This is a genomic window from Microbacterium lemovicicum (assembly GCF_003991875.1).
GTDB lineage: Bacteria > Actinomycetota > Actinomycetes > Actinomycetales > Microbacteriaceae > Microbacterium > Microbacterium lemovicicum.
Genome location: NZ_CP031423.1, coordinates 728,927 through 750,997 on the forward strand (window position 1 = coordinate 728,927; position 22,071 = coordinate 750,997).

General features: G+C 70.8%; 22 protein-coding genes and 1 riboswitch. Of the genes, 1 reads left to right on the top strand and 21 read right to left on the bottom strand.

Features of this window, described 5'->3' with window-relative positions; all coding sequences use genetic code 11:
- Positions 1–26: 26 nt before the first annotated feature.
- The 11 genes from CVS47_RS03350 to CVS47_RS03400 all read right to left on the bottom strand — a co-directional run bounded on the left by CVS47_RS03350 (position 27) and on the right by CVS47_RS03400 (position 10,544).
- Positions 27–1,949: an ABC transporter ATP-binding protein gene (locus tag CVS47_RS03350; protein ID WP_127094817.1), complete on the bottom strand. Its 1,923-nt coding sequence runs from the start codon at positions 1,947–1,949 to the stop codon at positions 27–29.
- 93 nt (positions 1,950–2,042) lie between these two features.
- Positions 2,043–3,029: an NADP-dependent oxidoreductase gene (locus tag CVS47_RS03355; RefSeq protein WP_127094818.1), complete on the bottom strand. Its 987-nt coding sequence runs from the start codon at positions 3,027–3,029 to the stop codon at positions 2,043–2,045.
- 133 nt (positions 3,030–3,162) lie between these two features.
- Positions 3,163–3,675: a DUF2231 domain-containing protein gene (locus CVS47_RS03360; RefSeq protein ID WP_127094819.1), complete on the bottom strand. Its 513-nt coding sequence runs from the start codon at positions 3,673–3,675 to the stop codon at positions 3,163–3,165.
- 34 nt (positions 3,676–3,709) lie between these two features.
- Positions 3,710–4,216: a DUF2231 domain-containing protein gene (locus CVS47_RS03365; protein ID WP_127094820.1), complete on the bottom strand. Its 507-nt coding sequence runs from the start codon at positions 4,214–4,216 to the stop codon at positions 3,710–3,712.
- A 147-nt stretch (positions 4,217–4,363) separates the two neighbouring features.
- Positions 4,364–5,836 carry an MFS transporter gene (locus tag CVS47_RS03370; protein ID WP_127094821.1) on the bottom strand — a complete coding sequence of 491 codons (1,473 nt, stop codon included), beginning with the start codon at positions 5,834–5,836 and terminating at the stop codon, positions 4,364–4,366.
- 55 nt (positions 5,837–5,891) lie between these two features.
- Entirely contained in the window at positions 5,892–6,242 is a 351-nt protein-coding gene (locus tag CVS47_RS03375; protein WP_127094822.1) for a Fe-S protein, read from the bottom strand.
- Positions 6,243–6,282: 40 nt separating this feature from the next.
- The gene (gene ribH / locus CVS47_RS03380; protein WP_127094823.1) at positions 6,283–6,756 is read right to left on the bottom strand and encodes a 6,7-dimethyl-8-ribityllumazine synthase; all 474 of its coding nucleotides are present in this window, start codon (positions 6,754–6,756) and stop codon (positions 6,283–6,285) included.
- Positions 6,753–8,030, bottom strand: coding sequence for a GTP cyclohydrolase II (gene ribA, locus CVS47_RS03385; RefSeq protein WP_127094824.1), 1,278 nt, complete (start codon positions 8,028–8,030; stop codon positions 6,753–6,755). The genes ribH and ribA overlap by 4 nt, the downstream gene beginning before the upstream one ends.
- Entirely contained in the window at positions 8,027–8,671 is a 645-nt protein-coding gene (locus CVS47_RS03390) for a riboflavin synthase (RefSeq protein ID WP_127094825.1), read from the bottom strand. Before CVS47_RS03390 ends, ribA begins: the two co-directional genes overlap by 4 nt.
- On the bottom strand, positions 8,671–9,705 hold the full coding sequence (ribD, locus tag CVS47_RS03395; RefSeq protein ID WP_127097171.1) for a bifunctional diaminohydroxyphosphoribosylaminopyrimidine deaminase/5-amino-6-(5-phosphoribosylamino)uracil reductase RibD: 1,035 nt from the start codon (positions 9,703–9,705) through the stop codon (positions 8,671–8,673). Before ribD ends, CVS47_RS03390 begins: the two co-directional genes overlap by 1 nt.
- A 61-nt stretch (positions 9,706–9,766) precedes the next feature.
- Positions 9,767–9,928, bottom strand: a riboswitch (FMN riboswitch).
- A gap of 37 nt (positions 9,929–9,965) precedes the next feature.
- On the bottom strand, positions 9,966–10,544 hold the full coding sequence (locus CVS47_RS03400; protein WP_127094826.1) for a TetR/AcrR family transcriptional regulator: 579 nt from the start codon (positions 10,542–10,544) through the stop codon (positions 9,966–9,968).
- A 103-nt stretch (positions 10,545–10,647) separates the two neighbouring features.
- Between CVS47_RS03400 and CVS47_RS03405 the strand changes: the two genes are divergently transcribed.
- Positions 10,648–11,475 (top strand): alpha/beta fold hydrolase, encoded by an 828-nt coding sequence (locus CVS47_RS03405; protein ID WP_127094827.1) that lies wholly within the window; start codon positions 10,648–10,650, stop codon positions 11,473–11,475.
- A 114-nt stretch (positions 11,476–11,589) separates the two neighbouring features.
- Here CVS47_RS03405 and CVS47_RS03410 read toward each other — a convergent pair whose 3' ends face one another.
- The 10 genes from CVS47_RS03410 to sdhC all read right to left on the bottom strand — a co-directional run bounded on the left by CVS47_RS03410 (position 11,590) and on the right by sdhC (position 21,872).
- A complete protein-coding gene (locus CVS47_RS03410) occupies positions 11,590–12,477 on the bottom strand; it encodes an Fpg/Nei family DNA glycosylase (protein ID WP_127094828.1) in 888 nt (295 codons plus the stop codon).
- A gap of 76 nt (positions 12,478–12,553) precedes the next feature.
- Positions 12,554–13,117: a GNAT family N-acetyltransferase gene (locus tag CVS47_RS03415; RefSeq protein ID WP_127094829.1), complete on the bottom strand. Its 564-nt coding sequence runs from the start codon at positions 13,115–13,117 to the stop codon at positions 12,554–12,556.
- Positions 13,118–13,140: 23 nt separating this feature from the next.
- Complete coding sequence (gene trpS / locus CVS47_RS03420; protein ID WP_127094830.1) at positions 13,141–14,145, bottom strand: tryptophan--tRNA ligase; 1,005 nt, start codon at positions 14,143–14,145, stop codon at positions 13,141–13,143.
- A 38-nt stretch (positions 14,146–14,183) separates the two neighbouring features.
- Complete coding sequence (locus tag CVS47_RS03425; RefSeq protein WP_127094831.1) at positions 14,184–16,079, bottom strand: NHL repeat-containing protein; 1,896 nt, start codon at positions 16,077–16,079, stop codon at positions 14,184–14,186.
- An 81-nt stretch (positions 16,080–16,160) separates the two neighbouring features.
- Positions 16,161–17,027: an exodeoxyribonuclease III gene (locus CVS47_RS03430; protein ID WP_206502737.1), complete on the bottom strand. Its 867-nt coding sequence runs from the start codon at positions 17,025–17,027 to the stop codon at positions 16,161–16,163.
- A 78-nt stretch (positions 17,028–17,105) separates the two neighbouring features.
- Positions 17,106–18,281, bottom strand: a complete 1,176-nt coding sequence (locus tag CVS47_RS03435; RefSeq protein WP_127094832.1) for a YihY/virulence factor BrkB family protein — start codon at positions 18,279–18,281, stop codon at positions 17,106–17,108.
- Positions 18,282–18,390: 109 nt separating this feature from the next.
- A complete protein-coding gene (locus tag CVS47_RS03440) occupies positions 18,391–19,158 on the bottom strand; it encodes a succinate dehydrogenase iron-sulfur subunit (RefSeq protein ID WP_127094833.1) in 768 nt (255 codons plus the stop codon).
- Complete coding sequence (sdhA, locus tag CVS47_RS03445) at positions 19,158–20,963, bottom strand: succinate dehydrogenase flavoprotein subunit (protein ID WP_127094834.1); 1,806 nt, start codon at positions 20,961–20,963, stop codon at positions 19,158–19,160. The genes CVS47_RS03440 and sdhA overlap by 1 nt, the downstream gene beginning before the upstream one ends.
- Positions 20,964–21,006: 43 nt before the next feature.
- A complete protein-coding gene (locus CVS47_RS03450; RefSeq protein ID WP_127094835.1) occupies positions 21,007–21,450 on the bottom strand; it encodes a succinate dehydrogenase hydrophobic membrane anchor subunit in 444 nt (147 codons plus the stop codon).
- Complete coding sequence (gene sdhC / locus CVS47_RS03455; protein ID WP_127094836.1) at positions 21,450–21,872, bottom strand: succinate dehydrogenase, cytochrome b556 subunit; 423 nt, start codon at positions 21,870–21,872, stop codon at positions 21,450–21,452. Before sdhC ends, CVS47_RS03450 begins: the two co-directional genes overlap by 1 nt.
- Between the last annotated feature and the right edge of the window lie 199 nt (positions 21,873–22,071).

The window sequence follows — 22,071 nt, forward strand, 5'->3', positions numbered from 1 at the left end:
CGATGCGGGCGGGTGCGCCGACCGGGTCAGACGAGCAGCTGGTGCCGGGCCAGGTCGCGGTACAGCGGGGTCGACACGACCAGCTCGGAGTGCGTGCCCTGCCCCACGACCTGGCCGTGGTCGAGCACGACGATCAGGTCGCTGTCGACCACGGTCGACAGGCGGTGGGCGATGACGACCAGCGTGCGGCCGGTGGCGACGGCATCCAGAGCGTCCCTCATCCGCTGCTCGTTGAGACCGTCCAGCGACGACGTCGACTCGTCCAGCAGCAGGATCGGCGGGGCGGCCAGCAGCGCGCGCGCGATGGCCAGACGCTGCCGCTCGCCGCCGGAGAGCATGACGCCGCTCTCTCCGACCGGCGCGTCGATGCCGAGATCGTTGCGCTCGAGCACCTCGGTGAGGTTGACGGCGCGCAGGACCTGCTCGCATTCGGCGTCGGTGGCCTCGGGTGAGGCGAGACGCAGGTTGTCGGCGATGGTGCCCGCGAGCGTCGGGGCGTCCTGCTCGACGTAGCCGAACTGCGCGCGGAGGGCATCGCGCTCGAGCGAGCGGATGTCGCGCCCGTCGAGCTCGATCGCGCCCGCGGTCGGGTCGTAGAACCGTTCGATGAGCGAGAGCACCGTGCTCTTTCCGGCACCGCTCGGGCCGACGAGTGCCACGCGCGCCCCGCGGGGGACCGCGAAGGAGACGCCGCGGAGGACGTCGAGGTCACGGGCCTCCGGCTCGTCGGCGACCTCGTCGGCGGTGCGGTCGAGCCGCGCCTCCTGCAGGACGGAGCGGGCCTCCTCCGCCGCCTTCGCGCGAGCCGCCACCACGTTCTCCGGATAGCGGAACCGCACGTCGCGGAACGCGATGGCCGGAGCATCCGCCGTGCGGGCCTCCGGCTGAGCCGCGCGCGCCGCGGCGGCGGCGTCGTCCTGCGACTCGGTCGGCAGGTCGAGCACCTCCTGGATGCGACCCAGCGCCCCCAGCGCCTGATTGACGGAGGTGATGGCGCCGAAGGTCGAGCCGAGGGGCGCGATCAGCATGAAGAGGAAGAGGATGAACGTCACAAGGCTCGCGATGCCGATCGCCCCGGACGCCACGCGGAAGCCGCCGACGCCGAGGACGACCAGGAGCGACACCTGGAGCGCGATGCCGGCGATGGGCACGACGAGCGCCGAGACCTTCGCGATCCGAACCCCGACGTCGTACGCCTCCGTCGCCAGTCCCGACACCGAGGCGATCTCCCGCTCGGTCGCGCCCGCGGCGCGGACCGTGCGGATCGAGCCGACGGCGCGCTCCACCCCCGACGCCAGCTCGCCGACCTTGACCTGCTGCTCGGCCGAGGCGGTGCGGATGCGTCCGCTCAGCAGCACCACCACGACGACGGAGACGCCGATCACCACGAGGATGAGCACGAGCAGCACCGGGTCGATGACGGCCATGGCCACGAGCGCCCCGACGAAGATGAGCGCGTTGCCCACGGCATCCGCGAGGCCCTGCGTGAGCACGGCGTACAGCAGGGTGGTGTCCGTGCCGACACGCGAGACGAGGTCGCCCGTGCGGCGGGCGTCGAACTCGCTGATCGGCAGGCGCAGGATGCGCGCGATGAGCTTGCGCCTGCTCGAGAAGACGACGGCCGTGCCCGTGCGCTGCAGGAGGTAGTGCTGGTAGCCGGAGATGACCGAGGAGATCACCACGAGCGCGATGAGCACCCCCACCAGCACGCCCAGGGGCGCCTGATTCTGGACGCGGTCGATGACCTGGCCCACGAGGAGCGGCTGGGCAAGCGTTGCGCCGGCGCCGAGGATGCTGAGAACCGCGATGACGACCAGCACGGGCTTGTGCTCGAAGATGAACGGCAGCAGCTGGCGGAAGGTCGCGCGCGGCCCCTCCGGTGTCTTGCGCCGCCGTCCCCGTGGCCGGGGTGCGGGGGACTCGGACGTGGGGCGTGCGTCGACAGACAAGCGTGTTCCTCGAGGATCTGCGGAATCCGTGCGGTGCGGATCCGTCACCGTCGACCGTACTTCGTGTCCCTGTGCGCCGGGCGCGGACCGCGACTAGTCGCGCGCCTCCATCACCTCGCGCGCCTTGAGCACCCGGCGCGTGTTGACGGGGTGCGTCGCCAGCACGACCTTGCCCCGCGAGTGCAGCTTCTGCAGGTCGTCGTACGCCTCGACGACATCGCCCAGCGGGTAGAAGCCCGAGACCAGCACATTGACCACGCGGCGCTCGGCCAGAGCGACGAGCCGCTCGAGCTGGGACGTGCCGTGGGCGACGGCCGCGGGGTCCTCCGACAACAGCGCGATCTCGCGGTCGCGCCGGTCGCCGCTGGAGCGGAACCGCGCCTCCGGCACACCCAGCTCGGCCGCGAGCTCATGGCCGTCCTGCCCGAAGTTGTCGATGAACGCCGTGACGCCGTCGGGCGCCTTGGCGCGGATGCGGTCGGCGATCCCCTCGCCGTACCGCACGGGCGTGATGCCCATCTGCCGCAGGTAGTCGAAGTTGCGGTCGCCGCAGGTGCCGATGACACGCGCGCCGAGGTGCTTGGCCACCTGCGCCTCGATGCTGCCGACCGCACCTGCCGCGGCCGAGATCACCACCGTGTCGGAGGGGCCGATCTTCAGCTCGTCGAGGATGTCGAGCGCGGTGACGCCCGCGAGGTAGAGGCCGCCGGCGGCTTCGAACGGCACGCCCTTGGGCTTGCGGACGAGATGGTCGACGCCGACCGTGAGGTGCGTCGCGTGCGCACCGGCCCGCACGTGTCCGACCACGTCGGACCCGACGGGGAATCCGGTGACGCCGGGACCGACGGCGACGACGATGCCCGCGAAGCAGCTGCCCGAGCGGCGGGGGTAGGGGTCGTCCCAGTCCTCTTCCGCGCCCGAGCGCACGAAGCCCTCGATGTGATTGAGCGACGTGGTGATGACCTCGACGCTGACCTCGCCGGGCCCCGGCTCCGGCAGGGGGCGCTCGACGAGGTGCAGGACCTCGACTCCGCCGGGTTCGTCGTACTCCACCACTGAGGCGTTCGCGACCTTCTTCATTTCGGATCCTCCTGACACGGCGAGATGCACTGACCCGAAAGTAGGGCGCGCCGACCACGCGGACCAGGCCTTGACGGGCCCGGCCGCGTGGTCCATGGCCCCGCCCCGGCCGGAGCACCGGGGCGGGACTGCGTCAGGGGCGCTCGGGCACCCGGAAGGCCTCGCCCTGCGTCGTCTCCGCGGCGACGCGGATGCCCCATCGATAGGCGAGCTTGCCGCCGAGCCAACCCGAGAAGCTCAGGAACAGCAGGCTCACGATGCTGAAGACGAAGGCGAACATCGGGATCTCACCGGTCGTCGTGCGGAGGAAGAACTGGAAGAGATAGGCGCCGCAGACCAGGAAGTTGATGCCCATGTGGATCGTCGCCGCGCTCGAGGCCCGCGTGCGGTCGGGGATGCGCAGGTAGTCGTGGATCCCGAAGATGATGGCCGGGATGCTGCCGAGCAGGCCGATCGCGATGAGCACGCGCGATCCGGTGGCATACGGTGCCGGGTCGGCCGAGATCAGGCCGATGATGTCGAACACCAGGCTCGCCACCCATGCCCCGATCGGGATGGTGATCGCGATGGCGTGGAAGGGGTGGCCGTACGGTCCGGCCAGGATCGTCGCCGGCCGCTTGGCGGGGTTCTGCTCCTGATCGCTCATGCTGTCTCCTCGGGGTGGGTGCGTCGGCGGTCGGTCACGGAAGCGGCTCGTAGCCCTCGGCCTGTGTGCGCTCGTCGGCGACGCGCACCCCGAAGGTGTGCGCGAGCTTGCCGCCCAGCCATCCGGAGGCTGCGAGCAGCACGATGCCGGCGACGCTCGCCAGGAACGCCATCATCGGCACCACGTCATCGCTGTCGCGCAGCAGCAGGCTGACGAGGAAGAGACACATCACGGCGAGGTTGAGCACCATGTGCGTCGTACCCGTCGCGCGGGCGGTCGTGCCCGGGGGCAGACCGAACCAGTCGATGACGCCGAGCAGGGCGGCGGCGACCGACCCGATCAGGCCGATGATGATGAGGATGCGGGCGCCGACCGCGAAGGCGGACGCGTCATCCCCCGTGAGGGCGAGGATGTCGAAGATGATGGCGGCGACCCAGGCCCCGATGGGGATGATGATCGCGATCGGGTGGAACGGGTGTCCGTAGGGTCCTGCGATCGGACTGCGCGGGTACTTGGAACGTGCGGGCGGCGGATGGGCCATGGCTCTCCCTCGGTGAGTCAGGCGAACGTATGCCGAGGCGGATCCGGATCGTGATGTGGTTGACATCCGACCCGGTCATCCGGACGATTCCGCGCAGACGACGGATGCCGCGGGCCCAGCGGCCCGCGGCATCCGTCCGTCGGCGGCTCAGAGCGACGCGGTCGCACCCACCCCGATGTTCTCCTCGAAGTCGACGTCCTTCGTCTCGGGGGAGAGGATCAGGGCGATCATCGTGAGCACGCCCATCGCCGAGAGGTAGAGCCCGACGAGGACGGGGTTGCCGTCGCCGCTGAGCGACCACAGCCACAGCGCGACGATCGGCGCGAGGGCCGCGCCCAGGATCGAGGCGACGTTGTACGAGATGGCCGATCCGGTGTAGCGCACGTTCGTCGGGAAGAGCTCGGGCAGCACCGCGCCCATCGGTCCGAACGTGGCCCCCATCAGCACGAAGCCGAAGACGAGGAAGGCCTGCACCAGCGCGCCGGTGAACTTCGGGTCGGCGTGCGGCAGGAGGAAGACCGAGAAGGTCAGGCCGAACACGATGATGAGTCCGGTCACCCACATGAGCAGCTTCCGCCGGCCGATCGCGTCCGCGAGCGGGCCCGACAGCAGGGTGAAGATGCCGAAGAAGACGACGCCGACGATCTGCATGATGACGAAGTCGGTGAAGCCGAAGCCGAGGCCCGGATAGAACTGCGCGGCGAACGCGGTCGCGTCGTAGGCCGGGCCTCCGCGCTCGGCGGCGGCCCGCGCGGCGGCGGCCGCGGTGGCGAGGTCGGCGGCCTTCGTGCCGTACGACAGCGTGAACTGCGTCATCAGGTAGAAGAGCACATAGGTCGCGAGCATGATGAAGGTGCCGAGGATCAGCTGGCGCCAGTTGTTCCGCAGGGCCGCACCCAGCGGGAAGCGGCGGATCGCGCCGGTCTTCTCCGCCGCGGAGAACGTCTGGGACTCCACGAGCCGCAGGCGCACGTACAGGCCCACGATCACCATCACCGCCGAGAAGAGGAACGGCACGCGCCACCCCCAGGCGAGGAACTCGGCGGAGCGCTGCGCGCCGCCGTCGGGGTGCGGGAGGGCGAAGTTGATGATCAGGAAGACCGCGTTCGCGATGATGAAGCCCAGCGGTGCGCCGAGCTGGGGGAACGTGCCGTACCAGGCGCGCTTGCCCTTCGGCGCGTTCTCCGTGGCCACCAGGGCGGCGCCCGACCACTCGCCGCCGAGCGCGAAGCCCTGCACGAGCCGCATCAGCAGAAGAAGGAGGGCGGCCCACACGCCGATGTCGGCGAAGGTGGGCAGGCAGCCGATGAGGAAGGTCGCGATGCCCATCGTGAGGAGGGATGCCACGAGCGTGGCCTTGCGCCCGAAGCGGTCGCCGAAGTGGCCGAATACGATGGCCCCGAGCGGCCGCGCGATCATGGCGGCGCCGAAGACGCTGAACGACAGCAGCAGCGACGTCGTGTCGTTGCCCGTCGGGAAGAAGAGGACGGGGAAGACGAGCACGGCCGCGGTGGCGTAGGCGTAGAAGTCGTAGAACTCGATGGTGGTTCCCACCAGGCTCGCGGTGATGACGCGCGAGCGGGAGTTGGCGGGCCGGGCTGCGGCGGAGGTGGCGGACACGGGTGACAAGCCTAGACCCGTGGGCGGCCGCGCTGCGGGAGGTGAGGCCTCGGCGTCAGCGCCAGAGCACGGCGATGCCGGCGTTGACGAGCGTCAGCACGCCGACCGACCAGAAGAGGGCGGGCGCGACGGCGGCGCCGCGGCGCTGGCGCCCCGACCCGATGCCCAGGATCGCGCCGATGATCAGCAGGACGACGAGCTTGACGGCGATCTTCACGTAGTTCAGGTCGCCGTCCGTGCCCCACGGCGCCGCCAGGGCGAGGCCCGCGACGGCGGCGATGGCCAGCCCGCCGTCCATGACGCGCGTGAACTTCCGGGCTCCGGTGGCCGCGACCACCCACGAGCCGAAGAGCACGGCGAAGCCGACGAGGTGGACGAGGACGACGGCGTGGCGAAGGAACTCCATGCCGCCAGGGTACCTTAAGCCTGGCTGAAGGTGTACGGCGTCAGGCCCGGAGCGCCTGCAGCACGAGGGCGGTGCGGATCGCCGCATCCGCCGCCTCCGCTCCCTTGTCCTCCTTGGAGCCCTCGAGGCCGGCGCGGTCGAGTCCCTGCTGCTCGTCGTCGAGAGTCAGCACCCCGAAGCCCACGGGCTTGCCGGTGTCGAGCGCCACACGCGTGAGACCGTCGGTGGCCGCCGACGACACGTACTCGAAGTGGGGCGTGCCGCCCCGGATGATGACGCCGAGGGCCACCACCGCGTCGGCTCCTGCGTCGAGTGCGGCCTTGGCCGCCACCGGAAGCTCGAACGACCCCGGCACGCGCACGAGGCGCCACGAGGCCCCCGCCGCATCCAGGGCCCGCTCCGCGCCGGCGATCAGACCGTCGCTGATGGCGTCGTGCCATGTGCCGGCCACCACGACGATGTCCAGTCCGGAGGCGTCGGCCCCGCCCGTGATCGGTGCTCCCTTGCCGCTCATGAGCCGGCTCCTTCGTGCATCTGTGCGATCGCATCGGCGAGGTCCTGCTCGGCGATGATGTGGCCCATGCGGTCGCGCTTGGTCTGGAGGTACTGGTGGTTGTTGGGCCCGACGCCGACCAGCAGAGGCACCTGCTCGACGATCTCGAGTCCGAGCTCGCGCAGCTGCGCCACCTTGTCGGCGTTGTTCGTCAGCAGGCGCACCTTCTCTATGCCGAGATCGGCGAGGATGCCCGCCGCTGCGGCGTAGTCGCGCGCGTCGGCCGGGAGGCCGAGGGCGAGGTTGGCGTCGACGGTGTCGAGCCCCCGCTCCTGCAGGCTGTAGGCGCGCAGCTTGTTGATGAGCCCGATGCCGCGGCCCTCGTGGCCGCGCATGTAGACCACGACGCCGCCGTCCTGCTCGATGGCGTCGAGCGCCGCGTCGAGCTGGGGGCCGCACTCGCACTTCAACGACCCGAAGGCCTCGCCCGTCAGGCACTCCGAGTGCACGCGGACCAGCGGGGCGTCGTCGTCCAGGTCGCCGGAGATCACCGCGAGGTGATCCGTGCCGGTCGTGCGGTCCTTGTAGGCGCGGAAGCGGAACACGCCGTGCGACGTCGGCACGGTGGACTCGGCCCGCAGGCTGACGCGACGGCGAGCGACGGCGGGGACGGTCGCGTCGGCCGGATCGGTCTCCTCGAGGTGCGCGATCAGCTGCTCGATGGTGATGACCGGCAGGTTCTCGCGGGCGCCGAGCTCGAGCAGCCCCGGCAGCCGCATCATGCTGCCGTCCTCGGCGACGACCTCGCCGATCGCGCCGACGGGGGACAGCCCCGCGAGCTTCATGAGCTCCACGGCGGCCTCGGTGTGGCCCGCGCGCTCGCGGACGCCGCCGTCGACGGCGCGGAGGGGGAGCACGTGTCCGGGACGGATGACGCTGGTCGGCGTGGACTCGGGGTTCGCCAGCACGTTCAGCGTGTGCGAGCGGTCGGCCGCGCTGATGCCGGTGGACACGCGGTCGGCCGCGTCGACGCTGACCGTGTAGGCGGTGCCGCGTGCGTCCTCGTTCTGCGCGACCATGGGCGGCAGGTCGAGGCGGTCCGCCCAGTCCGCGGGCATCGGGGCGCAGATGAAGCCGCTGGACCAGCGGATGGTCCAGGCCAGCCACTCGGCCGTCGCCTTCTCCGCGGAGAGGATGATGTCGCCCTCGTTCTCGCGGCTCTCGTCGTCGGCGACGATGACCGGCCGGCCCGCGCGCAGCGAGTCCAGGGCCTCTTCGATGGTGGAAAGGCTCATCGCGAGCCTCCTTCTGTCGGGACGGCCGCAGCCGTCGGGGAGAATGCGAGCAGGCGCTGCACGTGCCGCGCCAGGATGTCGGTCTCGAGGTTCACGCGGTCGCCGAGCGAGCGGCCGCCGAGGGTCGTGGCGGCGAGGGTCTCGGGGATGAGCGAGACCTCGAACCACGCGTCCGGCTCGGACGCCGGGCTGGCCGCGCTCACGGTGAGCGAGACGCCGTCGACGGCGATCGACCCCTTGTCGACCACGAGCGGCGCGAGCTCCGCCGGCAGGGAGATGCGCAGCACGCTCCACTGATCGCCGGGACGGATGTCGAGGATCTCGCCGGTGCCGTCGATGTGCCCCTGGACGATGTGGCCGCCGAGACGGCCGTGCGCGACGGTGGCCCGCTCGAGGTTGACCGCGCGGCCCTCGTCGATGCCGGCGAGCGTGGACATGTCCAGCGTCTGACGCATGACGTCGGCGGTGAACCAGTCCTCGCCGCGGTCGACCACGGTGAGGCAGACGCCGCTGACGGAGATCGAGTCGCCGTGTCCGGCATCCGACACCGCCCGGGGAGCGCGCACGGTCACGCGCACGCCGTCACCCGATGCGGTCACAGCCGTCACTGCGCCGATCTCTTCGACGATTCCGGTGAACATCAGGAGGCTCCTTCGACGAGGGGGGAGGGGTGGGCGATGACCAGGAGGTCGTCGCCCAGGTGCTGCACGTCGGTCACCGACAGGCGGCGGGCATCCGCGATCGTGGTGACCCCGAGGTCGGTGACCGCGAGGCGGCCGCCCCCGAGCAGCACCGGCGCGAGGTAGACCAGCACCTCGTCGGCGAGCCCGGCGGTCACGAACGCGCTGGCGAGGGTGGGTCCGCCTTCCACGAAGACGCTCTGGATGCCGCGCCCATGCAGATCGCGGAGCACCTCGGGCAGATCGCGCCCACCCGCAAGGACCGGGGTCTTCGGGTGGCGGAACAGTGCGGCATCCGCCGGCACCTCGCGTCGCCCGATCACGACGGGCACCGGCTGCGTCGGATACAGCGAGCCGTCGGGGGTGCGGGCTGTCAGCGACGGGTCGTCCGCGAGCACCGTGCCGGTGCCGACGACGATGGCGTCGGCCTGGGCCCGGCGGCGGTGGACGTCCGCACGGGCGACCTCGCCCGTGATCCACTGGCTGGTGCCGTCGTCGGCGGCGGCGCGGCCGTCGAGGCTCTGCGCCCACTTGACCGTCACGCGCGGACGTCCGAGCCGGGTCGCCGTGAGCCACCCGTCGAGGAGCGTCTCGCCGTCGGAACGACGCACGCCCGCCGCCACCTCGACCCCTGCCTCCGCGAGGCGCTCGGCGCCGCCGCCGGCGACGGGGTTGGGGTCGTCGACGGCGTAGAGGACGCGCGAGACGCCGGCCTCGAGGAGGGCGACCGCGCAGGGTCCGGTGCGCCCGCGGTGGTTGCAGGGCTCGAGGGTCACGACGGCGGTCAGGCCGGACGCGTCGCCCCCGTCGAGGTGCGAGAGGGCGTCGACCTCGGCGTGCGGGGTGCCGGCGCCGCGGTGCCACCCCTCGGCGACGATGCGGCCGTCGGGGGAGAGCAGCACGGCGCCGACCTGCGGGTTGATGCCGCGGGGGCCGCGCGCGGCGAGCTCGAAGGCGCGGCTCATCGCCGCGTTCTCGGCCTCGCTCACCGTCATGCGCTTCCCGCCCTCGTCCGGATACCGGGGGTGCTGGGAAGACGCGTCGCGCACGCGACGCCTGTGCTGCCTCCCATCCGGACTAGCGACGAAACCTCCGTCGCATCACCGTCGGTTCCGGAATTCCACCGGATCGGCCCTCGCCGCATCCGCAATCGGATGGAGGACGAGGGTTCGCGGACTGTCACCGCCGGTTCGGATTCCCACCGACCCCGGAGCACTTGCTGCTCATCAGTGTAATCAACGCGGGACGGGCGGTTTCATTCCGTGACGTGCGCGCGCTCCAGGGCGGCGTCGATGAGGGTCTCCGCTGCCGCGCGCGCGTGCGCCGCGGCATCCGGTCGTCCGCTGATCGCCGCGGTGGTCTGCGCACCCTCCGCGAGCAGGGCGAGCTGGTCGCCCAGCACCTGATCGACGGCGAGGTCGGCCACGAGGCCGGCGACGTAGCGCCCGAACCCGGCCTTCTGCGAGCGCGCGGCCGCCGCGACGGGCGCCGAGACGGCGCCGAGCTCTCCGAAGGCGTTGATGAACCCGCAGCCGCGGAAGTCGTCGGTGCGGAACCACCCGTCGAGGAAGTCGTAGACCGCCAGGAGCTTCTCGCGGGGGGTGACGGCCGACGCGCTCGCCTGCGCGATGCCCGCGTTCCAGATGTCGGTGCGGTGATCGAGCACCTCGACCAGGAGCGCGTCCTTCGAGGGGAACTCGGCGTAGAGACGCTTCAGGGGCACGTGCGCGGCGGCACGGACGGCGTCCATTCCGACCGACTGGATGCCGCGGCCGTAGAAGAGGCGGTCGGCGGCGTCGACGATGCGTTCGCGGTCTGTATGGAGCTCCGACATGACCTGCTCACCTCCGAGGGGTTGCGTGGAGAACGCTCGTTCTCTACTGTAGCCCTATCGAGGTGAGAACGACCGTTCTCATCCGTCACACGAGGAGGACCCCATGGGTTACATCACCGTCGGCCAGGAGAACTCGACCCCGATCGAGCTGTACTACGAGGACCACGGCTCCGGCGCTCCGGTCGTGCTCATCCACGGCTATCCTCTCGACGGCTCGTCGTGGGAGCGACAGGCCCGCGAGCTGCGTGAGGCCGGCCGCCGCGTCATCACGTACGACCGCCGCGGCTTCGGCCGTTCGTCGAAGGTGGAGACGGGGTACGACTACGACACCTTCGCCGCCGACCTCGACGCAGTGCTCACGCACCTCGACCTCACCGAGGTCACCCTCGTGGGCTTCTCGATGGGCACCGGCGAGCTCGCCCGCTACGCGAAGAACCACGGCACCGACCGCGTCGCCAAGTTCGCCTTCCTCGCCTCGCTCGAACCCGGGATGCTGGGGCAGGGCGCGCCGCAGGAGCAGTTCGACGGGATCGCGGCCGCCGCCAAGGCCGACCGCTTCGCGTGGTTCACCGAGTTCTACAAGAACTTCTACAACCTCGACGAGAACCTCGGCTCGCGCATCTCGCAGGAGGCCGTGACGGCGAGCTGGAACACCGCGACCGGCAGCGCCCCGATCGCGGCCTACGCGGTCGTCCCGACGTGGATCGAGGACTTCACCGCGGATGTCGAGGTCGTGGCCGCGAGCGGCAAGCCCGTGCTCATCGCGCACGGCACGTCCGACAACATCCTGCCGATCGACCTCACCGGCCGCCCGTTCTCGAAGGCGGTGCCGAACGCCGAGTACCACGAGATCGACGGCGCTCCCCACGGCATGCTGTGGACGCACGCCGAAGAGATCAACGCGGTGCTGCTCCCCTTCGTCACCCGCTGATCGCCCATCGCAGGCCCGGTTCCGCTGTGCGGGCCGGGCCTGCGACGTCTCCGCGCCCGGTACCCGCGTCGCTCGTGGGTCAGCGCAGCGAGTCGACACGCCGGACGGCGCCGGTCACTTCAGCAGCCGCGACAGGCGCCGGTCGGCCAGCAGCTTGCCGCCGGTCTGACACGTCGGGCAGTACTCGAGGGAGTTGTCGGCGAAGAACACGCTGCGCACCTCGTCGCCGCAGACCGGGCACGCCTGCCCGCGGCGGCCGTGCACCCGCATCCCGCCGCGCTTGGCATCCTTCAGATCGGCCGGAGGCTTGCCGGATGCGGCGGCCACAGCATCCGTGAGCGTCGTGGTCATGGCGGCGAAGAGGTGGTCGACGTCGGCCTCCCCGAAGCTCGACGCCAGGGCGTAGGGCGACATCTTGGCCGCGTGGAGGATCTCGTCGGAGTAGGCGTTGCCGACCCCGGCGATGATCGACTGGTCGCGCAGCACGCCCTTGATCTGGGTGCGGCGGCCGGCCAGCAGCGCGGCGAGCTCGTCGCGGGTGAAGGCGGGGTCGAGCGGGTCGGGTCCGAGGCGCGCGATGCCGGCTACCTCGGCCGTGTCCCGCACGACGTAGACCGCGAGCGACTTCTTCGTGCCGGCCTCGGTGAGGTCGAAGCCCGAGCCGTCTTCGAAGACCAAGCGCAGCGCGATGGGCGTCTTGCCTGGACGGAGCACGGTGGCGGGCACCTGCTCGTACCACCGCAGCCACCCGGCCTTGGCGAGGTGGAACACGAGGTGCGGCGCCCCGTCCGCGGCTGCGTCGTCCGCCGGCTCCGTCGCGAGGTCGAGGAACTTGCCATGACGCTCGACCGCGGCGACCCGCAGCCCCTGCAGCGCCTGGACGGGAGGGTCGTACGTCTTCAGCGCGGCGATGGAGGTGACCGTCACGCGCATGATCTGAAGGCCGCGCACGCGGCCGCGCAGGAAGTCGGCCAGCCCCTGCACCTCGGGCATCTCGGGCATGCGCCCATCCTGGCACGCGGCGAAAGGCGCCGGGCCGGGCTTGCGTGGGCCGGTCGATCCCCGTGCCGCTCGGCCGTCAGTCCGCGAGCACGGGCCAGGGCTGCGGCATCCGAACGTCTGTGGGAAGGAGGGCGGCGATCCACCCGTCGTGATGACCGCGGGGACCGTGCAGCCCCTGACGGAGCAGGCCCTCGTAGCGGAAGCCTAGCGCGCGTGCCGCGCGGGCGGAGGCGATGTTGCCGGCGATCGCGCGCCAGCCCAGCCGGACCAGCGCGAGCCCCTGCGGGTCGAGCGCGACGTCGACGACGGCACGGCCGGCTTCGACGAGATACCCCTGGCCGCGCGCGGCGTCGGCCATCCAGTATCCGATCTCGCCCTCTTCGTCCTTCAGGGCGTGGACGCCGATCATGCCGACCAGCAGGCCGTCGGCGCGGATGGCCCACGTCACCTCGGCGCCCTCGTCCCACCACGTCTGCGTCTTGGCGATGAAGTCGTCCGCGTGATGGCGCTCGTACGGCGCCGGCACGGTCGTGTACTGCTGCAGGACGGGATCCTGACACGCCGCGAAGATCGCCTCCGCATCGTCGGGCGACGGCGGTGACAGCACCAGCCGGTCGGTGCGCAGCACAGTGATCTCCACCCGGCCACGCTAGCGGCCGGCCGTCAGACCCGGCGGAGCAGACCGATCTTGTCGTAGACGTCGGTGAGGGTGCGGTCGGCGGTCTCCTCGGCGCGCGCGGCGTTGCCGCTGAGCACCCGGTCGAGCTCGGCGGGGTCATCCAGCAGCGCCAGCGCGCGCTCGCGCACCGGACCGAACTCCGACACCACGACCTCGGCGAGGCCCTTCTTGAAGTCTCCGTAGCCACGGCCGGCGTACTCGTCCTCGATCGACGGGATCTGCCGGCCGGTCAGCGCGGCGTAGATGACGAGCAGGTTCGACACCCCGGGCTTGGCCTCGCGGTCGTAGCGCACCGTGCCGTCCGAATCGGTCACCGCGCGCATGATCTTCTTCGCCGAGACCGCCGGGTCATCGAGCAGCCAGAGCACACCGGCATCCGACTCCGCCGACTTCGACATCTTCGCCGTCGGGTTCTGCAGGTCGTAGATGCGCGCGGTCTCCTGCTGGATGACCGGCATCGGCACCCGGAACGTCTGCCCGTACCGCGCGTTGAAGCGCTCGGCGAGATCGCGCGTCAGCTCCACGTGCTGCTTCTGGTCGTCGCCGACCGGCACGATGTCGGTCTGGTAGAGCAGGATGTCGGCGGCCATCAGCACCGGGTAGGTGAAGAGGCCGACGGAGGTGGCGTCGGTGCCGTAGCGCTGCGACTTGTCCTTGAACTGCGTCATGCGCCCGGCCTCGCCGAACCCGGTGATGGTCGACAGGATCCACGCGAGCTCCGCGTGCGCGCGCACGTGCGACTGCACGTAGAGCGTCGAGCGCGACGGCTCGATGCCGGCGGCGATGTACTGCGCCGCCGTGCGCCGCGTCTTCTCACGCAGCTCGGCGGGGTCGTTCGGCTGGGTCAGCGCGTGCAGGTCGACGACGGAGAAGAACGCCTCGTACGAGTCCTGGAGCTCGCGCCACTGCATGAGCGCCCCGATGTAGTTGCCGATCTGGAGGGAGTCGGCCGAGGGCTGCATGCCGGAATAGAGGCGCGGGGTGGTCACCGCCCTATTTTACCGGCGCGGGATGCCGCACCCGCGCGTCACTGGAACTCGTCGACCGCCACGGGCGCAGCCGCGCCGACGAACGCGACGATGTGCCGGCCGCCGGATCCGGGCTGCGCGGGATCGGCGGGCGCGTTGTCGGTGACCCACACGTTGCCCGACGGGTCGACGGCGATGCCGGTCGAACCGGTGAAGCCCTCGAAGGTGTAGCCGGTGCCGTCGGGCGAGATCGGCTCGCCGGTCACCAGATCGCGCGGACAGGTGGCGGCGTCGGCGCCGCAGAACTCGCTGATGCGCTGCCCGCTCGCGTTGGCCACCCAGACGTTGCCGTCGCCGTCCGTCGCGATGGCCCGCGGCACGGTGATGCCACCGCCTGTGAAGGGCACCGACACGGTCGTGCCGTTCGGAGAGATCAGCATGATCGACGGGAGCCCGCGGGGTCCGGGGGTGCTGTCGGCGCAGGCCGGCACGCCGCCGGCGGCGTTGGCCACCCAGACGTTGCCGGCACGGTCGCTCGTGATGCCCAGGGGCTGGTCGAAGCCCTCGGAGAGCGGTGAGGAGTCGAGGGGCTCGCCGTCGCGGCCGAGCACGGCGACGCTGTCGTCGCCGGAGCCGGTCACGAAGACGCTCTGGCCGTTGTCGACGATGCCGAAGGGCGTCCGCAGTCCGACGCTGCCGAGATTCTTCGCCTCGCCGGGGTCGGCGGCCGTGTAGCGGCTGATGGTGTCGTTGCCGCAGTTGGCGATCCAGAGGTTGCCGTCGCGGTCGACCTCGAGGCCCTGCGGCGAGCTGAGCCGGCCGCGGGTGTAGCCGGTCTCGGGGGAGACCTGGGTGGGTCCGTCGAACAGCGCCACGGCGCCGTCGGTGCTGTCCGCGGTGTCGGCGCAGGCGCCGGCAGCGCTCACCCAGAGACGGCCGGTGCGATCGAAATCGATGCCGAGCCCGGTCTGCCCGCCGGGGAGGGCCGAGACCCGGCTGCCGTCGGGGGCGAACTCGACCACGCGCGCCCCGCAGAGAGCGCTGCCGGTCTCGTCGACCGGATAGCTGTCGGTCACGAAGATGTGCCCGTCGGGATCGATGGCGAACGTGCCGGGGCCGACGAGCGCGTCGTCGCCCTCCTCCGCGCCCGTGAAGCGCAGGGCGAGCGTCCACGCGGTCGGCGGCTCGGCGAGACCGGGGTCGAGGTTGCGCGCTGTCAGAGACAGGGCGAAGAGCTGGTCGGCGGAGCCGGACGGGTCGCGGGCGATGCCGGCGAAGGCCGCGGACGCCGAGGCGAGCCGGTCGCGGTCGTTGCCGGCGGCGGTGAACAGCGAGTCGCAGGACTTCGCCGTCTGCAGGCACGCCGACAGCATCCGCGTGAGGGAGGTGAACGTCGCCAGGGTGGGTGTCTCCGCCCCGTTCGGCGAGGTCGAGAGCACCGTGCCGAGCGCTCCGGTCGCCGGGTCGGCGAGGTTGGCGGCCATGCTCGCCGCATTGGTCACCGCCTTCTCGCGTCCGGTCGGCACGGCCTGTCCGAAGAACGGAGCCAGACCATAGCCGGCGGCCACTGTCGTGCGCTCGTTGAGGGTCACGGAGGTCGCGGCCGGATCGACGATGACCCCGAGGAGGGCGCGCTCGGCGTCCTTCGGTCGGGCGTCGACGTAGACGACGCCCTCCACGTCGGTCTCATCGATCTCGAGGTCGAATCCGCCGGTGGCGTCCGTCGTGCCCGTGCCGATCGCGCGGGAGCCGTCGGGACCGGTGTTCCAGGCGGTCACCGTCCATGCGGAGCGTGACACGCCGGAGGCGAGCGGGTCGAGCGTGCCCGACAGGGCCCGCGGCGGGTCGGGGGTGGGCGTCGGGATCACCTGCGTCGGAGCGGTGCAGCCCGACAGCACCAGCACCGCGCCGACCAGTGCGGCGGCGGCTGCGCGCGTCCATCGACGACCCGTCATCGACATCTCCCCGCGCGCTCGCCCATCACCGCGATTCTACCCAACGGGTTCGGCCCGACCGCCGCCGGATGCCCGGGAGGTTCACTGCCCGATGGTGTAGTCCGCGATGACCGGCGCGTGATCGCTCCACCGCGTGTCCCACGACGGCGCCCGCACGACGCGGTAGCCGCTCGCCCGCGCGGCCAGCTCAGGCGACGCGAGGTGGTAGTCGATGCGCCAGCCGGTGTCGGTGTCGAACGCGCGCCCGCGCATCGACCACCACGTGTACGGGCCGTCGACGTCTCCGGCGGCCCGCCGTCCCACGTCGACCCATCCCAGCCCGGTGCCCGAGGAGCCGTCGACGCCGGTCACCGCGGAGCCCTCCTCGCCGAGGAACCGGTCGAAGTACGCGCGCTCCCGCGGGAGGAACCCGGCCTTCTTGACGTTGCCCTTCCAGTTGCGGATGTCGAGCTCGCGGTGGCCGACGTTCAGGTCGCCCATGATCAGCGCGAGCGGGGTCGCGGCGCGGAGCCGCGGCATCCGCTCCTCCATGGCGTCGAGGAACGCCCACTTCGCCTCCTGCTTGGGGGAGTCGGCCTCGCCGGTGTGCACGTAGGCGCTGACGACGGTCACGAGCTCGCCGTCGACGTCGAGGTCGGCTTCGATCCAGCGGCCCGCGCTGTCGATGTCGACGTCCGCACCGTCGGCGTCGCGACCGAGGCCCCGGCGCACCGCGACGGCGGACGTGCGGGTGGCGATGGCGACGCCTGCGCGGCCCTTGGCGACCGCCTCGTCGTTGACCAGCTCCCAGCCGGGGAGGGCCGCGGCGAGCTCGTCGGCGCTCGCCCGCACCTCCTGCAGCGCCATCACGTCGACCTCCGCCTCGGCCAGCCAGTCGAGCATGCCTTTCCGCACCGCCGCCCGGATCCCGTTGACGTTGACCGAGGCGATGCGAAGGGGGCGTGACACGTCCGCCAGCCTAGGCGCAGCCGCCGACAGCGAGCCCGGCGCAGGAGCGGGGAGGAGCACGGCCGGCGCAGGAGCGGGTCAGTCCAGCAGCACGCCCCGCGACGCCGGCGCGGGGGCCGTCCGCTCGAGCTCGTCGAGGTCGTCCTGCGCGGCACGCAGCGCGCGCTCGGCGGCCCAGGCCCGGTACCACGGCGCGTGCGTGCGCTCCTGCCGGGCGGACCGCAGGCGCACCTGCGCGGCGAGCACCAGCGCCGCGTGCTCGGCGCACACGCGCTCCTCCTCGCTCTGCCCGCCGAGCGGGATCTCCCGGTCCGTGGCGGCCACGGCGATCCAGGACGCCGCGACCAGCATCACGATGCCGTTCAGCCGGAACCACAGCAGCAGGCCGATGAAGACCGCGAAGGTCGCCAGCAGCAGATTCGTGGGGGTGTAGAAGAGCAGCAGACCCGCGCCGAGCTGCAGCACGGTCAGCGCGCCTCCGCCGATCATGGCCCCGGGGCGGATCGTGCGCCACGGCAGCGCGGTGCCGGTCAGGAAGCGCACCATCGCCCCGAGCGCGGCGGTGTTGATCGCGAACGACACGATGACGGTCACGATGCGGATGCTGGAATTCACCCCGGCGGATCCGATGTGCCATCCGACCATGGAGAGCAGCCAGTCCAGGGTCAGTGTGCTCACGGTGCTGAGGCCCGAGCCGACCAGCAGGGCGACGCCGAACAGAAGGGCGGCGAGGAGGTCGCGTGCCTTGAGCAGGAAGTAGCTGCGGGGGTCGAACGGCAGACCGAAGATGTCGCGCACGGCCCGGCGGGAGAACGTGACCCAGCCGATGGCGGTCCAGATGACCGTGACGATGGCGATCGCTCCGGTGACGCTGAGCACGCCCGTCGTGCTGGTGGCGATCGCTGTCACCTGGTCGGGCGTGAAGAGACCGCCCTCTTTCCTGATCAGCCCGGGGATGTAGGTGTTGACGACCCCGATCATCGCCGTGATCGCCGACGAGCTCGCCCCGAGCCACAGTCCGACGCTGGCGAAGGCCACGTAGATCGCCGCGAAGATCGCGAAGAGCGCCTGGTAGCTCACTCCGGCAGCCAGGAGGAACCCGTTCCGCTGCAGGAAGTGGCGCCAGACCCGCACGGGGAACCAGGCGAGCGTCGCCCGGGTGAGCTCCGTCGCGCGGGCCAGCGGCTCGTCGAAACGCTCGCGCAGGGCCTCCTGCGCGTCGTCCCAGCGCGGCCGGCCGCTGTTCGAGGTCACCGTGACAGGATAACGATCCGGAAGCGGCCGGCCCGCGGCATCCGTGCCCGGAACCACGGAACGCCCGCCGGGAGGGCGGGCGTTCCGTGTCGGCTGCGTGCGAGGACGCTCAGCGGCGACCGCGCATGACGGCCTGCTTGACCTCGGCGATGGCCTTGGTGACCTCGATGCCGCGGGGGCACGCCTCGGTGCAGTTGAAGGTGGTGCGGCAGCGCCACACGCCTTCCTTGTCGTTGAGGATGTCGAGGCGCACGTCGGCGGCGTCATCGCGGGAGTCGAAGATGAACCGGTGCGCGTTGACGATCGCGGCCGGGCCGAAGTACTGCCCGTCGGTCCAGAACACGGGGCACGACGAGGTGCACGCGGCGCAGAGGATGCACTTCGTCGTGTCGTCGAAGATCTCGCGGTCGGCGATCGACTGCACGCGCTCCTTGCCCTTCTCCGGCGTGGAGTTGGCGATCAGGAAGGGCTGGACGTCGCGGTAGGAGGCGAAGAACGGCTCCATGTCGACGATGAGGTCCTTCTCGAGGGGGAGGCCCTTGATCGCCTCGACGTAGATCGGCTTCGAGATGTCGAGGTCCTTGATCAGCGTCTTGCAGGCGAGGCGGTTGCGGCCGTTGATGCGCATGGCGTCGGAGCCGCAGATGCCGTGCGCGCACGAGCGGCGGAACGACAGGGAGCCGTCGACCTCCCACTTGATCTTGTGCAGGGCGTCGAGCACGCGGTCGGTGGAGTAGAGCTCCACGTCGTAGTCGATCCAGCGCGGCTCCTCGTCGACCTCCGGGTTGAAGCGGCGGACGATGAAGGTCACGAGGAACGACTGGATGCCGGTGTCCTCGGTGGTCTCCTGGGTGTCGGCGTCTGAGACGAGAGTCATCAGTACTTCCTCTCCATGGGCTGGTAGCGCGTGATGACCACGGGCTTCCAGCCGAGCTCGATGTGATCGGCCGGGTGCGACGAGTGGGCATCGCCCGTCAGGTAGGCCATCGTGTGCTGCATGTAGTTCTCGTCGTCGCGCGTCGGGAAGTCATCGCGCATGTGACCGCCGCGGCTCTCCTCGCGGTTCTGCGCGGAGTAGACGACGACCTCGGCGAGGTCGAGCAGGAACCCCAGCTCGACGGCTTCGAGCAGGTCGGTGTTGTACCGCTTGCCCTTGTCGTCGACGTGGATGTTTATGTAGCGCTCGCGGAGGTCGGCGATGACGTCGAGGACGTGGGCGAGGGAGTCATGGGTGCGGAACACCTGGGCGCCCTTGTCCATCTCGTCCTGAAGCGTCTTGCGCAGGACGGCGATGCGCTCCTCGCCCGGGTTCGCACGGAGCGTCTCGATCATGTCGCGGACGGGGCCTGCGGGGTCCTCGGGGAGCGGCACGAAGTCGGCCGTCTTGACGTACTCGACCGCGTTGCGGCCGGCGCGCTTGCCGAAGACGTTGATGTCGAGCAGCGAGTTGGTGCCGAGGCGGTTCGAGCCGTGCACCGACACGCAGGCGCACTCGCCCGCGGCGTAGAGGCCGGGCACCACGGTCGTGTTGTCGCTGAGCACCTCGGCGTTGTTGTTGGTCGGGATGCCGCCCATCGCGTAGTGCGCGGTGGGCATGACGGGCACCGGCTCCGTCACGGGGTCGACGCCGAGGTAGGTGCGGGCGAACTCGGTGATGTCGGGGAGCTTCGTCTCCAGCACCTCGGCGCCCAGGTGCGTGCAGTCCAGCAGCACGTAGTCCTTGTGCGGTCCGGCGCCACGGCCCTCCGCGACCTCCTGCACCATGCAGCGCGCGACGATGTCACGCGGCGCCAGGTCCTTGATGGTCGGGGCGTAGCGCTCCATGAAGCGCTCGCCGCTGGCGTTGCGCAGGATCGCGCCTTCGCCGCGGGCGCCCTCGGTGAGGAGGATGCCGAGCCCGGCCAGACCGGTCGGGTGGAACTGGAAGAACTCCATGTCCTCCAGCGGCAGGCCCTTGCGCCAGACGATCCCGACGCCGTCGCCCGTGAGGGTGTGGGCGTTCGAGGTCGTCTTGTAGATCTTGCCGAAGCCGCCTGTGGCGAAGATGACGGCCTTCGACTGGAAGACGTGCAGGTCTCCGGTGGCGAGGTCGTACGCGACGACGCCGGAGACGAGTGTGGAGCCGTCAGGCGCCTTCACCGTCAGCAGGTCGAGAACGTAGTACTCGTTGAAGAAGTTGATGCCGAGCTTGACGCAGTTCTGGAACAGCGTCTGCAGGATCATGTGGCCGGTGCGGTCGGCGGCGTAACAGGATCGGCGCACAGGCGACTTGCCGTGGTCGGCCGTGTGGCCGCCGAAGCGGCGCTGGTCGATCTTGCCGTCGGGCGTGCGGTTGAACGGCAGGCCCATGTTCTCGAGGTCGATGACGGCGTCGATGGCCTCCTTCGCGAGGATCTCGGCCGCATCCTGGTCGACGAGGTAGTCGCCGCCCTTCACGGTGTCGAAGGTGTGCCACTCCCAGGAGTCCTCTTCGACGTTCGCGAGCGCAGCGGCCATGCCGCCCTGCGCCGCGCCCGTGTGCGAGCGGGTCGGGTACAGCTTCGAGATGACGGCCGTGCTGGCGCCCGGTCCCGCCTCGATGGCCGCGCGCATGCCGGCGCCGCCGGCGCCCACGATGACGATGTCGAACTGGTGGTAGTGCACGCCGTCCTTGATGACGGACTCGGAGGTCTGGGTGCTCACGTGGGGGTGCTTTCCGTCCGGGAGAGGGGACACCGACCGGCGCTCAGGCGCAGATCGAGGAGATGGTGTCGGAGGCGGTGGCGGGATCGAAGCCGAGGCAGGGGTCGAAGGTCGTGATGACCAGCGTGCCCAGGACGATGAGGAACGCGGCGGCCACGACGACGGCGCCGACGAGCACCGCGCGGGTGCGGGGGTGCGTCACGTAGTCGTTGATGATCGTGCGCATGCCGTTCGCGCCGTGGATCAGCGCGAGCCACAGCATGAGGCCGTCCCAGGCCTGCCAGAAGGGAGAGGCGTACTTGCCGGCGACGAAGGCGAAGTCGATGCCGGAGATGCCCTCGCCGACCATGAGGTTCACGAAGAGGTGCCCGAAGATCAGCACGACCAGGATGAGCCCGGACACGCGCATGTAGATCCAGCCCCACTTCTCGAGGTTGGAGCCCTTCTTGCGGACGACCGGGGTGCGGGGCGCTTCGATCGTGGTCATCATTCACCTCCGAAGGCGAGCATCAGATGCCGAGGCGCGAAGCCGGCCATGGTGACCGCCCACACCGCGAGGACGCCCCACCAGAGCTGACGCTGGTGCCGGGTCGCCCAGCTCCAGGAGTCCACCGCGATGATGCGCAGGCCGTTATAGGCGTGGTAGGCGATGGCCGCGACCAGCACCACCTCGCCGAGGGCCATGATCGGGTTCTTGTAGGTGCCGATGACCGCGTTGTAGGCCTCAGGGGACACGCGGATGAGCGCGGTGTCCAGGACGTGGACCAAGAGGAAGAAGAAGATGGCCACACCGGTGATGCGGTGCAGCACCCACGACCACATCCCCTCGTTGCCCCGATAGAGCGTCCCGCGAGGGACCTTCGAGGTGGTCCGCGATATCGACGGTGTCACGCGTGCGTCTGCAGACACGGTCGTCCTCTCTGATCGATGATGCCCGGATGCCGCGGCCCGAGGGTCGCATAGAGCCTTCTCAGTGTATTGCCGGGTAGATGCAGAGAGGGTTCGGGGTGCCCGGGTATCTCGATGTCGAGATACCTCAGCACCGCCGCGGCGCTGCGGAACGGTACGCCGGGAGGAGATGGGGCCGCGGCATCCGCACCGATACTCT